This window comes from Streptomyces sp. NPDC006487, assembly GCF_042870555.1.
Classification (GTDB): Bacteria; Actinomycetota; Actinomycetes; order Streptomycetales; family Streptomycetaceae; genus Streptomyces.
Genome location: NZ_JBIAHN010000005.1, coordinates 45,632 through 59,090, shown reverse-complemented (window position 1 = coordinate 59,090; position 13,459 = coordinate 45,632). Strand labels below are relative to the sequence as shown.

Here is a 13,459-nt window from a genome sequence, read left to right as displayed (position 1 = left end):
ATGTCCGAACGACTGACCGTCGAGGAGCTGGCCGCCCTGATGAAGTCCGGGGCCGGCATCACCGTGGACCCGGCCGACATGAAGAACCGCCCGGACTCCCTGTTCGACGACTACGGCCTCGACTCGCTGGGCCTGCTCGGCATCGTCGGGCTGCTGGAGAACCAGCGCGGCCGGGCCCTGCCCACCGACGCGGACCGCTGCAAGACCCCCAAAGAGTTCCTCGAACTCGTCAACACCAGCCTCATGACCGGAGCTTGAGATGGCAGGACACACCGAGAACGAGATCGTCGTCAAGGCGCCCATGGACACCGTCTGGGAGATGACCAACCATCTCCCCAGCTGGCCCAAGCTGTTCAGCGAGTACGCCTCGCTGGAGATCCTGGAGGAGGACGGGCCCACCACCCGCTTCCGCCTGACGATGCACCCGGACGAGAACGGCACCGTGTGGAGCTGGGTCTCCGAACGCACTCCCGACCCCGTCAGCCGCACCGTGCGCGCCCGCCGGGTCGAGACCGGTCCGTTCGAGCACATGGACATCCACTGGCAGTACTTCGAGGTCCCCGGAGGCACCCGGATGGTGTGGACCCAGGACTTCGCCATGAAGCCGCAGGCTCCCGTCGACGACGCCTGGATGACCGCGAACATCAACCGGAACTCCAAGATCCAGCTGGAACTGATCCGGGAGAAGATCGAACAACGCGAACGCGAGAGCCGCACGCCCGCGGCCAGCCGCGTCTGAGACGAAAGGCAGCACACCGGATGCACCGCGCTCTCATCGTGGCCCGCATGGCGCCGCAGTCAGCCCCCGACATCGCTCAGCTCTTCGCGGCCTCGGACGCGGGCGAGCTGCCGCACCTCGTCGGGGTCACCCGCCGCAGCCTCTTCCAGTTCGGCGACGTGTACATGCACTTCATCGAGTCGGACCGGCCCCCCGGCCCGGCCATCGCCGAAGTCACCGGCCACCCGGAGTTCCGGGACCTCAGCGACCGGCTCACCGCCTACGTCAGCCCGCACAACCCGGAGACCTGGCGCAGCCCCAAGGACGCCATGGCCCAGGAGTTCTACCGCTGGGAGCGTCCGGGCGCCTCCCGTACGGGCTAGCCGCACGGAGGACCCGCACGACCGGCAGGCCTCGGGCCCCGCACCCACCCGGGTGCGGGGCCCGCCACCATGCCCGATCCGAAAGAGGAGCCTCAGGCCGATCCGCGCACCACCAGCGAGGTCGGGGTGATCACGGATGCCGGCACCCGGTGCGACCCGTGCGCCGGATCCAGGGACCGCAGCAGCAGCCGGACCATCAGCCGCCCCATGCCCTCGATGTCCTGGCGTACGGTCGTCAGCGGCGGATCGGCGCTCTCCGCCACCAGCTCGGCATCGTCGAAGCCGACCAGCGCCACGTCCCCCGGCACGCACCGGCCCCGCTCGCGCAGCACGCCCAGCGCGCCCGTCGCCATCAGGTCGTTCGCGGCGAACACCGCGTCGAGGTCCGGGCAGCGCTCCAGGAGTTCGGCCATCGCCCGGGCTCCGCCGGCCGCGGTGAAGTCCCCCTCGGCGACCAGCGCCGGATCCGCGTCGAGCAGTACGTCCCGGTACCCGTCGAGCCGGTCGGTCGCCGACGTCTGGTCCGGCGGCCCGGCGATGTGCGCGATCTGCCGCCGCCCCCGGGACAGCAGGTACCGTACGGCCTCGCGCGCGCCCCCGCGGTTGTCGGCGTCGACGTACGACAGCGGACCGTACGGTGCGGCCCCCTCCGCCTGCCCGGTCCAGCCGGGACGCCCGCCGTAGACGGTGGGCATGGCGATCCGGCGCGTGATCGCGGGCAGCGGGTCGTCGGTGTGCAGCGAGAACGCGAGCGCACCGTCGACGTGGCCGCCCGCCAGATACCGCTCGATCCTGTCGTAGTCCCCGCGGTGCTCGACCAGGAGCAAAACCAACTGTGTGTCGTGCGCCGTCAGTTCCTTGCTGATGCCGCGGATCTGCCGGGAGAAGAAGGGGTCGGAGAAGATCCGGATCTCCGGCTCGGCGATGATCACGGCGACCGCGCCGGTGCGCCGGGTGACCAGCGTGCGGGCCGCGTGGTTGGGCACGTAACCGAGGTCCAGGATGGCCGCGCGGACCTTGTCCACCAGGTGGCTGCGGACGCCGTCGCCGCCGTTGACGACCCGGGACGCGGTGGCCCTGGACACTCCGGCGCGCGCAGCCACCGCCTCCAGGGTGGGCCGGCCGGCGGGTACCTGTTCGGCCACGGGGCGCTCCTCGTGCGTGTTGCGGGGGCGGTGGCCCGGGCCCTGGGGCCCCGGCCCTGTCGGACAGCAGGGTAACCCGATCGGATTCGCGCGGCGGCGGGGCAGTCGATAAGGTGCCAGGTCACGGCCGCCTCCGGTGCGAACCGCGGGCAAGTCAGGGCTCTGCCGCAGCGCGTGACACTTCCGCAGCTGTCAGCCGCCGTCTGCCTGCCCGGGTCTTGGAACACGGGGCGGCCATCACGGCCGGGCAGACGGGTTCCGGCCGACGGGGTTGGAGGAACGAGTGGCACAGGTCATCGCCGAGGTCTCGAGGACGTTCAACGAGTTTCTGCTCTTGCCCAACCGGACCCGGACCGACTGCTCGCCCGCGAAGGTCGGTCTGCGCACGCCCCTGGTGCGGCACGTCGTCGGAGAACCGCCGGCGATCGAACTCGGCTCCCCGTTCACCTCCGCGATCATGCAGGCGGTCAGCACGCCGGAACTCGCCATCGCACTCGCACGCAACGGCGGTCTGAGCTTCCTGCACCACAACCAGTCCGTCCAGGACCAGGCCGCGGCCGTCCGCCAGGTGAAGAACTTCAAGGCCGGATTCGTCACCAGCGACACCAACGTCCGCCCCGACGACAGCCTGAGTCACCTGGTCGCCGTCATGCGGCGCACCGGTCACAGCACCGCCGCGGTCACCCACGACGGCAGCGCCACCGGACGGCTGCTCGGCCTGGTGACCTCCCGCGACTTCCACCCGCAGCGACACGACCTCGACGGACCGGTGAGCGGTCGGATGACCGCGGTCGCCGACCTTCCTCACGCCGCGGCCGACACCACGCTCTCCGAAGCCAACGCCCGGCTGTGGGACCAGCGGCTCGACTGCCTCCCCGTGCTCGACGCCGGGGGCCACCTGCACCACCTGGTCTTCCGCTCCGACTACACGGACAACAAGCGCTTCCCGAACCAGGCCGTGGACGGCGCGAAGCGCCTGCGGGTGGGTGCCGGCATCAACACCCACGACTACCGGGAGCGCGTTCCCGCCCTGCTGGAGGCGGGCGCCGACGCCCTGTGCTTCGACTCCTCCGACGGCTACAGCGACTGGCAGGCACAGGCCCTGACCTGGGTCAAGAAGCACTACCCGGAGATCCCCACCGGTGGCGGAAACGTGGTCGACGGCGAGGCGTTCACCTTCCTCGCCGAGGCCGGTGCGGACTTCGTCAAGGTCGGCGTGGGCGGCGGCTCCATCTGCATCACCCGCGATCAGAAGGGCATCGGCCGCGGCCAGGCCAGCGCGGTCCTGGACGTCGCCGCCGCCAGGGACGCCTTCCGCGATCGCACCGGCGAGTACGTGCCGATCTGCTCCGACGGCGGGCTGGTGCACGACTACCACGTGGCCCTGGCCCTGGCGATGGGGGCCGACTTCGTCATGATGGGGCGCTACTTCGCGCGCTTCGACCAGGCGGCCGGCGCGAAGCTCCCCACCAGGGACGGCTTCGTGAAGGAGTACTGGGGCGAGGGCTCGAACCGTGCCCGCAACTGGCAGCGGTACGGCCAGGGAGGCCAGGGCCTGATCTTCGAGGAAGGCGTCGACGGCTACGTTCCGTACGCCGGTGACCTCGACGAAGGGCTCGCCGTGACCATCGCGAAGCTCAAGACCACGATGGTCTCCTGTGGCTCCACCACTCTTGCGGAGTTCCGGTCCACGGCCCGGCTGACCCTGGTCTCCGACCAGAGCTTCCAGGAGAGCCACGCCAACGTCACCCTGCGCGACACCCCGACCACCGTCGCCTGACGGGCTGCCGACCGGACTTGCGGCGCGGCCGCGCCGCAAGTCCGATTACGGCCTTTTCCTCGAAGAGTGTGAACCGGCAAGGCCCTCTTGTGAGTTGAGCCACGGCTCTTAACAATGCGCATGACAACCGAAGGATCTTCGGTCGCATTGTCACCCAGAGGGGAACCCCCACATGAACAAGCCTCTCGCCGGCGCCGCGTTCGCACTGCTCCTCACCGGAGCGGCGGCCTCGCCGGCCGTGGCCCAGGCACCCCGGGACGCGGTCGCACCGGCCGTCGCGGTCAACTTCGCCGGAACCGTCGCGCTCAGCAACTGCTCCGGCTCCGTCGTCCGCGTGCCGAACTCGCTGCCCACCGACCCCGCGCTCGTCCTGTCCAACGGCCACTGTCTGGAGTCGGGCATGCCGGCGGCGGGGCAGGTCGTCAAGGACAAGGCGTCCAGCCGCTCCTTCTCGCTGCTGAACGCATCGGGCTCCAAGGTCGCGACGCTGCGCGCGAGCAAGATCTCGTACGCAACGATGACCGACACCGACATATCGATCTACCAACTGACCAAGACCTACGCGCAGATCAGCAGCCAGTACGGCATCAACGCGCTCACCCTGAACGACGCCCACCCGGTACAGGGCACCTCGATCAAGGTGGTGTCCGGGTACTGGAAGCGAACGTACAGCTGCAACGTCGACGGGTTCGCGTACCGCCTCAAGGAGGGGGAGTGGACCTGGAAGGACTCCCTGCGCTACACCTCGTCCTGCAACACCATCGGCGGCACCTCGGGCTCCCCGGTGATCGACACGACGACGGGCAAGGTGGTCGCCGTGAACAACACGGGTAACGAGGACGGCGGTTCGTGCACGCTGAACAACCCGTGCGAGGTGTCCGAGAGCGGCGCCGTGACCGTCCGGCAGGGCATCAACTACGCGCAGCAGACCTACATCATCGTCCCGTGCGTGGGCCCCGGCAACGCGATCGACCTGAGCCGCCCCGGCTGCACGCTCCCCAGGCCCTAGCGAACGCGCCGGGGCCCGCCCGGAATCCGGACGGGCCCCGGCGTCACGCGGTCTCAGCCCTTGGGCACCACGATGACGACGGTGCTGCACACCTTGTCGGCGAAGGTCTGCTTCTTCTCGTCCCACAGCGGCCACAGGTAGCCGATGTAGCAGGCGATGCCGTCGAGGAAGTGCGCCAGCTTGCGGACGAAGGCCATGCCGAAGCCGAGGACGTTGCCGTCGGCCTCGCGGCGCACGCTGATCCCGACGACCTTCTTGCCGATCGACTGGCCGGTGGCGCCTTCCTTGTAGAGCTGGAAGATGCCCATGCCGAAGGCGTAGAGCATGCCGATCATGAAGAAGACGCCCGGCCCGGAGGCGCCCGCGTCATCGCTCATGGCGAGGTCGATGAAGCCGAGGGCGTACATCGGTCCCACGGTGATCAGGCCGTCGAGGAGGGTCGCGCCGACGCGCAGGCCCCAGTGCGCCAGCGGCGGCATTCCGTTGCCCGGCATGGGCGGCATGCCACCCGGCATCCCGGCCGGCGGGTACGCACCGTACGGCTGCTGCGGGGGGACGCCCATCGGCTGCTGCGGGTAGCCGTACTGCGGGGGGACACCCTGCGGCGCCTGCTGCGGGTAGCCGGGCTGACCCTGCGGGGGCTGCTGCTGGCCGTAGGGGTTGTTCGGGTCGCCGAAGCTCATGGCGAAGTCTCTCCAGGGGTGTGACGGGGACGGGCGGCCCGGCGGAGGGACGTGAATCGAGCGGATTGCCCCCCTGCACAGCCGCGGACTTGGGGGGCCATCGTGTTAGTAACATCGGCCGCTTGTCCAATCCGTTGCCACTTGTGCCGACCGGGTGACGGACCGGTGGGCATGGCATGGAGTCCCGGACCCTGAGGACGGGTCCGGGACTCCGGGGGCCACTTCGCTGACCGCTTCTACAACGACCGGTGCACGTGCGGGTCACCGGTACGGCGGGACCGCTACTTGGGCATCAGGACGGTGTCGACGATGTAGACGGTGGCGTTGGCGGTGGGGACGTTGCCGCAGACGACGTTGGAGGTGCCGTTGACCTGGTAGGACTCGCCCGAGCCGGTGGTGGTGAGCTTGCCGGTCTCCAGGGTGGGGAAGGAGCCGTTCTCGAGCTGCTTGGGGGTGAGCTTCTGCCCGACGACGTGGTAGGTGAGGATCTTGGTGAGGGTGGCCTTGTCGGCGAGGACCTTGTCGAGGTCGGCCTTGGGGATCTTGGCGAAGGCGTCGTTGGTCGGCGCGAACACCGTGATGTCCTTGGCGTTGTTGAGGGTGTCGACGAGTCCGGCCTGCTTGACGGCCGCCACCAGGGTGGACAGCGCCGGGTTGTTGGACGCGGCGGTCGCGACGGGGTCCTTGGCCATCCCGTCGAAGGAACCCGCCCCTTCCTTCGGGACACCGGCGCAAGCGGCGCCGAAGGGCCCGTCCACCGTCATCGGCGCCGAAGCGTCCGTGGCGGGGGAGGAGGCGTCCGCACTCGCTTCGGCGGTCGAACCGGCGGCCGAGTCCTTGCCGGAGTCGGAGTCGGAGCACGCGGCCAGCGCGAAGGGCAGTACGGCTGCCGTGGCGACGGCGAGGGCGGTACGGCGGAAGCGAAGGTTGTTCATGGTGTTCTCCAGGGAAATGGGTTGGTGCATAGGGAAGGGAGGGGAGGAAGTGTGTGAAGTGGCGTGGAACGGGGGCGCTCCGGTCAGCCGACCGTGACGAACACGCCGTGCCGGCCGCTCGCGCCGTCCGGGATGGTCCGGGTCCGCAGCTCCGTCTGGACCTCGCCGCGGCCGTCCGTGGCGCGGACGGTCAGACGGTGACCGCCCGGCGCGGCCTTCCAGTCGAAGGACCACTGGCGCCAGGTGTCGGTGGTCGCCTGCGCCGCGAGCGAGGCCTCCTGCCAGGGCCCGTCGTCGACCTGGACCTCGACCCGTTCGATGCCGCGGTGCTGGGCCCACGCCACCCCGGCCACCGGCACGGTCCCGGCCGGGATCCGGGCGAAGGGCCTGGGGGTGTCGATCCGGGCCTGCGTCTTGACCGGCGCCCGGCGGGCCCAGCCGCGCTTGACCCAGTACGGGTCGTAGGAGTCGAAGGTGGTGAGCTCGATCTCCCGGATCCACTTGCAGGCCGAGACGTAGCCGTAGAGACCGGGTACGACCATCCGGACCGGGAAGCCGTGCTCGAAGGGGAGCGGCTCACCGTTCATGGCGACGGCCAGCATCGCGTCCCGGCCGTCCATCACCTCCTCGACGGGAGTGCCCAGCGTCATCGCGTCCACCGAGCGCGCGATCAGCTGGTCGGCCCGGCCGCCGCGCGAGGGCGGCCGCACGCCCGCCTCCCGCAGCAGGTCCGACAGGCTTACGCCGAGCCAGCGCGCGGAGCCCGCGTAGGGGCCGCCGACTTCGTTCGACACGCAGGTGAGCGTGATGTCCCGCTCGATCAGCGGGCGTTGGAGGAGTTCGGCGAAGGAGTAGGAGCGCGGGCGCGAGACCCCCTTGCCGTGGATGCGCAGCCGCCAGGTGTCGGCGTCCACCTTGGGGACCACGAGAGCGGTGTCGACACGGTAGAACTCCTTGTTCGGTGTGGTGAAGGCGCTGACCCCGGGAATCCGCAGGGCCGCCCCGGCCGGGATCGGCGGGGCCGGCGAAGCGGGAGCGGGCAGGCGTACGGCGGCGCGGGAGGCCGTGGCGCCCTGGCCGCGGCGGCCGGTCAGGGCCCGGCCGAGGGCGCCGGCGCCGGTGGAGGCCACCGCGGTGATCCCTGCCGCAAGGAGGAAGCCCCGGCGGTTCCACGCGGGGGACGGGCCGGCCGAAGGGCCTGTCGAGTCGTCCGTCGAGGCGACCGCCGAAGTGCCCGCGGATGTTTCCGCCGACGTGTCCGCCGGTGAGTCGTCCGCTACGGCGGGCCGGGCGGCGGGGCCGCCCACCTTCCCCACCAGCAGGTACAGCGCCAGCGCCCCGGCCGCGGCCCCCACGAGCGAGGGCAGTACGTCCGCGGCTCCGGCCGCGTCGGGCCGGCTGAGGGCCGCCGCCGCGCCGAGGACGCCGAAGGCCAGTACGCCGGCCGAGCCCGTCCGGCGGTGGCGCAGGGCGAACATCCCCAGCAGGGCCGCCAGAAGGCCGACGGTGGCCAGGATGCCGAGTTGGAGGACCAGCTTGTCGTTCTCGCCGAAGGTGCGGATGGCGAAGTCCTTGAGCGCCGCCGGGGTGCGGTCGATGGCAGCCCCGCCGATCACCGTGACCGGTCCCGCCTGAGGCCGCACCAGGGACGCGGTCAGCTCGGCGGCGGCCAGTGCCGTGTAACCCGCCAGCAGGCCGCTCGCCGCGGCGAGGGCGCCGCGCTGGACTGTCCTTCGGTTGATGCTCACGACCCTGATTCGGCACGGGACCCCTCCCGGATGGGTCGGTCATCCGATCACGTGGAGATCGGTCGGTGTGTTGACCGTTGTGCGCGGGCCGTACGGCATCGGGCTCTACGGCAGCGCGCCCTGCGGCACCGTCCCGTGAGGCACCGCTCCGTACGGCCCGCGCACTCGGGTGGTGCACGCGGGCGGCGGCGCCGACGGCCGCCGCCCGCGCGGGTCCAGCGGGGCCCGGCGGCGCTCAGGAGCGGCGACCCACTCCCCGCCGGCCCGCAGGACCACCGGCCCACCGCCGCCCCATATCCGGCGGCGGGCCGGAGACTGCGGCCCGTGCGACCCGTCAGGCGTTGACGCAGGTGTTGCCGAACGCGGGGTTGAGCAGTCCGATGACACTGACGGAGTTCCCGCACGCGTTGATCGGGATGTGGATGGGGATCTGGATCAGGTTGCCCGAGCCGACCCCCGGGGAGTAGGCGGCGAGGCCCTGGGCTCCGGCGTCGGCCGAGGCCGCCGAGGCCCCGCCCACGAGAAGGGCGCCCGAAGCGAGGGCGAGTGCGGCAGTCTTGAGGACACGCGACACGACAGATCTCCTTGCTGGCTGTGCGGCGGCGGACTTCGGGGCTCTCAGCCCCGTGACCCGCCGCGCGGCGGGTCCTGGAACGGACCCGCAGCCCTCCTTCGGCCCGGACCCCCGGCGCGGTTTGGTCCCGGGGTGCCGGTTCCCCCGAACGGACGCCCTTTCGCGCGTATGTCGGCCAATCCGTACGCGGACCGGCTCCGAAGACAAGGTGAGACAGCAAGGACCCGGCGCGCACCGAGGCCCCGGCGTACGGGGAACAGGTGTGCCTGCCACGAAGGATCGTTCATGCGATGGATGGACCGGCGAGAGCCGCTCGCGGCCCCGGAGTGCCCGCCCGGGCCCGGCCGTACACGGGGGCCGCTCAGGTGAACCCCGAGAAGCTGCGCTTCCCCGGACCGGGCCCGGGGAGCGGCCCCGGCATCGGCCCCGGCCCCGGCCCCGGATCGGCCGCGGCCGAACTCGCGGAGCTGATGGCGCGCGTCGCGCAGGGAGACCAGGACGCGTTCTCCGCTCTGTACGACGCCGTCGCCGGAACCGTCTTCGGCATCGCCGTCAAGGTGGTGCGCGACCGCGCACAGTCGGAGGAGGTCGCCCAGGAGGTGATGATCGACGTCTGGCGCCAGGCCGCCCGCTACCGTCCCGACCAGGGGAGCGTCATGGCCTGGGTGGCCACGATCGCCCACCGCCGCGCGGTCGACCGGGTCCGCTCCGCCCAGGCCTCGGCCACACGCGAGCACGACGCGGGCGTCCGGGGCCAGGAACGGCCCTTCGACGAGGTGAGCGAGCAGGTGGAGACCCGGCTCGAACGCGACCAGGTCAAACGCTGCCTGCGACGGCTGACCGAGCTCCAGCGCCAGGCCGTCACACTCGCCTACTACCAGGGGCTGACCTACCGCGAGGTCGCCGAGACCCTCCAGACGCCTCTTCCCACGATCAAGACCCGGATGCGCGACGGACTGATCCGCCTGCGCGACTGCATGGGGGTGACCACGTGAAGCACGACGAAGAACTGCACACCCTCACCGCGGCCTACGTACTGGACGCGCTCGGACCGGGCGAACAGGAGGCCTTCTCACGGCACTTGGCGCGCTGCGCGCCGTGCTCCGGGGACGTGGCGGAGTTCTCCGCCACCGCCGGCCGGCTGGCCTGCGCCGTGGCCCTGATGCCCCCGCCGCAGCTGAAGGCGGAGGTCCTCGCCCGCATCGAGACCGTCCGCCAGCTTCCGCCGAGGGTCGGCGTCCGCCGGGCGGCCGGATTCCTGGACCGCCTCCCGCGCAGGGCCGGCGCCTTCGTCGTCGCCGCGTCCCTCGTCGGGGCGGCCCTCTTCGGCGGCGCCGCGCTCCACGAGAGCGGGCAGGCGGACCGGGCCCGGCAGGAGGCCCGGCAGGCCGAGGCGCGCAGCCAGGAGCTGCGGGCCGTGGTCACGGCCCCGGATGCCCGTACCGTCCACGGCCGCACCAGCGGCGGAGCCGCCGCGACGGTGATCACCTCCGCGGCCCGGGACCGGGCGGTGTTCCTCGCCGACCGGCTGCCGACCCCCGGGGAGGGCCGCACGTACCAGCTGTGGCTGGCCGACGGCGGCACGATGCGTCCGGCCGGCTTCCTCACCGGCGACGGGGCGGCCGTGCTGGACGGAGGCCTGGGCAGCGCCACGGCGGTCGGCCTGACCCTGGAGCCCGCCGGGGGCTCGGCGCAGCCGACGACCGGCCCGCTGGTCCTGCTCGCCCTCCCGGCGTAGGGCGTACGCCGCATCCGGGCGGGTGGCTCCGGTCACCCGCCCGCACGGACACCTCCCCGTCCTCGGAAGCACAGTCCGATCCCGGGCCGGGGGCCACCGCGGTCTGGCCCCGGCCGCGGGCCGCCTGGATCATGAGGGGGCGCCGGAGCGAAGGGGCCCCGGCGCCCGCCACCGAGCCCAGGGGGTCCATGTGCCGTCCGTGCCGTCCGTGCCGTCCGTCGAGCCGAGTTACGCGTCCGGGGCTGCCGAGGTGCCGCTGCTGGGCGACACCATCGGTGAGAACCTGGACCGCGCCGTCCGCAGGTTCCCTGGCCGCGACGCCCTCGTCGACATGGCCTCCGGGCGCCGGTGGACGTACGCGGAGTTCGGCGCCGACGTGGACGACCTCGCGCTCGGCCTGCTGGACCTCGGGATCGTCAAGGGGGACCGGGTCGGCATCTGGGCCCCCAACCGCCCCGAGTGGACCCTGGTGCAGTACGCCACGGCCAGGATCGGCGCGGTCCTCGTCACCGTGAACCCGGCCTACCGTTCCCACGAGCTGGAGTACGTCCTGCGCCAGTCCGGGATCCGGCTGCTGGTCGCGGCGGACCGGTTCAAGAGCTCCGACTACGCGGCCATGATCGAGGAGGTCGGGCCGCGCTGCCCGGCACTGGAGTTCACCGCCCTGCTGGACGGCCCGCTCTGGAACTCCCTGCCGGAACGCGGCCGCCGCGCCGACCGGGCCGGACTGCTGCGAGCCCAGGCCGCGCTGAGCCCGGACGACGCCGTCAACATCCAGTTCACCTCGGGGACCACCGGCTTCCCCAAGGGCGCGACACTCTCCCATCACAACATTCTCAACAACGCCTACTTCGTGGGCGAGTCGTGTCACTACACCGAGCAGGACCGGGTCTGCATCCCGGTGCCCTTCTACCACTGCTTCGGCATGGTCATGGGGAACCTGGCCTGCACCAGCCACGGCGCGGCCATGGTCATCCCCGCGCCCGCCTTCGACCCGGGAGCCACCCTGGCCGCTGTCCAGGCGGAGGCCTGCACCTCGCTCTACGGGGTTCCCACCATGTTCATCGCCGAGCTGGCCCACCCGGACTTCGGGACCTACGACCTCTCCAGCCTGCGCACGGGCATCATGGCGGGCTCGCCCTGCCCGGTCGAGGTGATGAAGGAGGTCATCGACCGGATGGGCATGCGCGAGGTGTCCATCTGCTACGGCATGACGGAGACCTCGCCGGTCTCCACCCAGACCCGTGTGGACGACTCCGTCGATCGCCGCGTCTCGACCGTGGGCCGCGTCGGACCGCACCTGGAGGTCAAGGTGGTCGACCCGGCCACCGGAGTGACCGTCCCGCGCGGAGAGCCGGGCGAACTGTGCACCCGGGGCTACTCGGTCATGCTCGGCTACTGGGACCAGCCCGAGCGCACCGCCGAAGCCGTCGACGCGGCCCGCTGGATGCACACGGGAGACCTCGCCGTCATGGACGAGGACGGGTACCTGAGCATCACCGGCCGGATCAAGGACATGGTGATCCGCGGCGGCGAGAACCTGTACCCGCGCGAGATCGAGGAGTTCCTGCACGCCCACCCCGACATCATGGACGTCCAGGTCATCGGCGTGCCCGACCCGAAGTACGGGGAGGAGCTCATGGCGTGGGTGCGGATGCGCGGGGGCGCCGAGCCGCTGACCGCGGCGGACGTGCGCGCGTTCTGCGAGGGCCGGCTGGCCCACTTCAAGATCCCGCGCTACGTCCACGTCGTGGAAGAGTTCCCCATGACGGTGACCGGCAAGATCCGCAAGGTCGAGATGCGGGAGACGGCGGCCCGGCTGCTGGGCCTTTCCTCCTGACAAGGGTTCACCCGGGGACGGCCGCTCCGGTGTCCCGTACCGCCGTCGCCGCGGTACGGGACACCGGGCGTGCGCCCCACCCGCTCAGCGGGCCGCCCCGGCGCCCTTCCCCGCGACCGTGTTGCTCGTGACCGTGCCGTCGGCGCCGGACAGGGTCACGGCGTGCCGGACTCCGTCGGAGCCGAGGACCACGACGCGCCAGGCGCTCCCGCCGCCCTCCTGGGCGACCACGCGGAGGGCTTCGGCCTTGCCGCCGGGCACGGCGGCCTCCGCCTTCTCCAGGGCCTGGGCCGCCGGCAGCGCGGGCAGCGGCGCGGGGGACCGGTCGGGCCCGTCCACCATGCCTCCCTCCTCGCCGTCGGGCGTTCCCGGGCGCACCAGCCCGTCCGGCGGGAAGACCCCCCGCTCGCCCTTCTGACCCCGCAGGCCGGGCTTCCCGGGCTCGCCCGGCTTCCCGGGGCGCACGGGAAGCGGAGCCGTCAGCTCGCCGCCCCCCTCCCGCTCGACGTCGAAGCGGTCCCACACCCGTTCCGCGCGCGTACGGCGCACGTCGTGGTCGTGGTCCGCCACGGCCACCACCGCGGCTCCCGCGCCGGCCGACGCCACCACCACGAGCCCGAGCGCCACCCAGCGTCCCCGGCCCTCACGGGCGAACCGGGTGAAGCGGGCGATCCGGGCGCTGCGCCCCGCCTTGCCGGCCGGGTCGCCGCCACCCTCGCCCCTGCCCTCGCCGCCGCCCTCGACGGGAACCGTGGCCGGGGGGTACTCGGGTGGCTGCGGACTGGACTGAGTCATGTGGATGCTCCTCGCGTTCTCCGGGCGACGTGCCCGGCTCGGCCGATCCTGCGAGCAGGATGCTGAAGCCCCGCTGAAGCGAGCTGAAGAACCCTTCAGCAAGCCGGCGGC

At 72.0% G+C, this 13,459-nt stretch carries 14 protein-coding genes; 8 read left to right on the top strand and 6 right to left on the bottom strand.

Going from position 1 to position 13,459, the window contains the following annotated elements; genetic code table 11:
• Genes ACFYM0_RS09765 through ACFYM0_RS09755 form a run of 3 tightly spaced genes read left to right on the top strand, consistent with a single transcriptional unit; the run spans window position 1 to window position 1,101 of the window.
• Window positions 1–258, top strand: coding sequence for a phosphopantetheine-binding protein (locus tag ACFYM0_RS09765; protein ID WP_112448182.1), 258 nt, complete (start codon window positions 1–3; stop codon window positions 256–258).
• A gap of 1 nt (window position 259) precedes the next feature.
• Window positions 260–739, top strand: coding sequence for an SRPBCC family protein (locus ACFYM0_RS09760; RefSeq protein ID WP_388498641.1), 480 nt, complete (start codon window positions 260–262; stop codon window positions 737–739).
• A 20-nt stretch (window positions 740–759) separates the two neighbouring features.
• Window positions 760–1,101, top strand: a complete 342-nt coding sequence (locus ACFYM0_RS09755; protein WP_388498640.1) for a TcmI family type II polyketide cyclase — start codon at window positions 760–762, stop codon at window positions 1,099–1,101.
• 92 nt (window positions 1,102–1,193) lie between these two features.
• Here ACFYM0_RS09755 and ACFYM0_RS09750 read toward each other — a convergent pair whose 3' ends face one another.
• Window positions 1,194–2,246 (bottom strand): LacI family DNA-binding transcriptional regulator, encoded by a 1,053-nt coding sequence (locus ACFYM0_RS09750; protein ID WP_388498637.1) that lies wholly within the window; start codon window positions 2,244–2,246, stop codon window positions 1,194–1,196.
• A gap of 283 nt (window positions 2,247–2,529) precedes the next feature.
• Between ACFYM0_RS09750 and ACFYM0_RS09745 the strand changes: the two genes are divergently transcribed.
• Window positions 2,530–4,026 (top strand): IMP dehydrogenase, encoded by a 1,497-nt coding sequence (locus ACFYM0_RS09745; protein WP_388498634.1) that lies wholly within the window; start codon window positions 2,530–2,532, stop codon window positions 4,024–4,026.
• Window positions 4,027–4,198: 172 nt separating this feature from the next.
• Window positions 4,199–5,035: a serine protease gene (locus ACFYM0_RS09740; protein ID WP_388498632.1), complete on the top strand. Its 837-nt coding sequence runs from the start codon at window positions 4,199–4,201 to the stop codon at window positions 5,033–5,035.
• Window positions 5,036–5,088: 53 nt separating this feature from the next.
• Here ACFYM0_RS09740 and ACFYM0_RS09735 read toward each other — a convergent pair whose 3' ends face one another.
• From ACFYM0_RS09735 to ACFYM0_RS09720, 4 genes are all read right to left on the bottom strand, one after another.
• Window positions 5,089–5,718, bottom strand: coding sequence for an RDD family protein (locus tag ACFYM0_RS09735; RefSeq protein ID WP_388498630.1), 630 nt, complete (start codon window positions 5,716–5,718; stop codon window positions 5,089–5,091).
• A 281-nt stretch (window positions 5,719–5,999) separates the two neighbouring features.
• A complete protein-coding gene (locus tag ACFYM0_RS09730; protein ID WP_388498628.1) occupies window positions 6,000–6,653 on the bottom strand; it encodes a fasciclin domain-containing protein in 654 nt (217 codons plus the stop codon).
• 83 nt (window positions 6,654–6,736) lie between these two features.
• Entirely contained in the window at window positions 6,737–8,401 is a 1,665-nt protein-coding gene (locus ACFYM0_RS09725; RefSeq protein ID WP_388498626.1) for a molybdopterin-dependent oxidoreductase, read from the bottom strand.
• A gap of 334 nt (window positions 8,402–8,735) precedes the next feature.
• Complete coding sequence (locus tag ACFYM0_RS09720; protein ID WP_388498624.1) at window positions 8,736–8,975, bottom strand: chaplin; 240 nt, start codon at window positions 8,973–8,975, stop codon at window positions 8,736–8,738.
• Window positions 8,976–9,445: 470 nt separating this feature from the next.
• On the opposite strand from ACFYM0_RS09720, the gene sigK reads away from it, so the two are divergent.
• From sigK to ACFYM0_RS09705, 3 genes are all read left to right on the top strand, one after another.
• Window positions 9,446–9,970 (top strand): ECF RNA polymerase sigma factor SigK, encoded by a 525-nt coding sequence (sigK, locus tag ACFYM0_RS09715; RefSeq protein WP_388499339.1) that lies wholly within the window; start codon window positions 9,446–9,448, stop codon window positions 9,968–9,970.
• A complete protein-coding gene (locus ACFYM0_RS09710; RefSeq protein WP_388498622.1) occupies window positions 9,967–10,713 on the top strand; it encodes an anti-sigma factor domain-containing protein in 747 nt (248 codons plus the stop codon). The genes sigK and ACFYM0_RS09710 overlap by 4 nt, the downstream gene beginning before the upstream one ends.
• Before the next feature lie 190 nt (window positions 10,714–10,903).
• Window positions 10,904–12,553, top strand: a complete 1,650-nt coding sequence (locus ACFYM0_RS09705) for an AMP-binding protein (RefSeq protein ID WP_388498619.1) — start codon at window positions 10,904–10,906, stop codon at window positions 12,551–12,553.
• 84 nt (window positions 12,554–12,637) lie between these two features.
• On the opposite strand, the gene ACFYM0_RS09700 is transcribed toward ACFYM0_RS09705, so the two are convergent.
• Window positions 12,638–13,348 carry a hypothetical protein gene (locus ACFYM0_RS09700; RefSeq protein WP_388498617.1) on the bottom strand — a complete coding sequence of 237 codons (711 nt, stop codon included), beginning with the start codon at window positions 13,346–13,348 and terminating at the stop codon, window positions 12,638–12,640.
• Window positions 13,349–13,459: the final 111 nt, after the last annotated feature.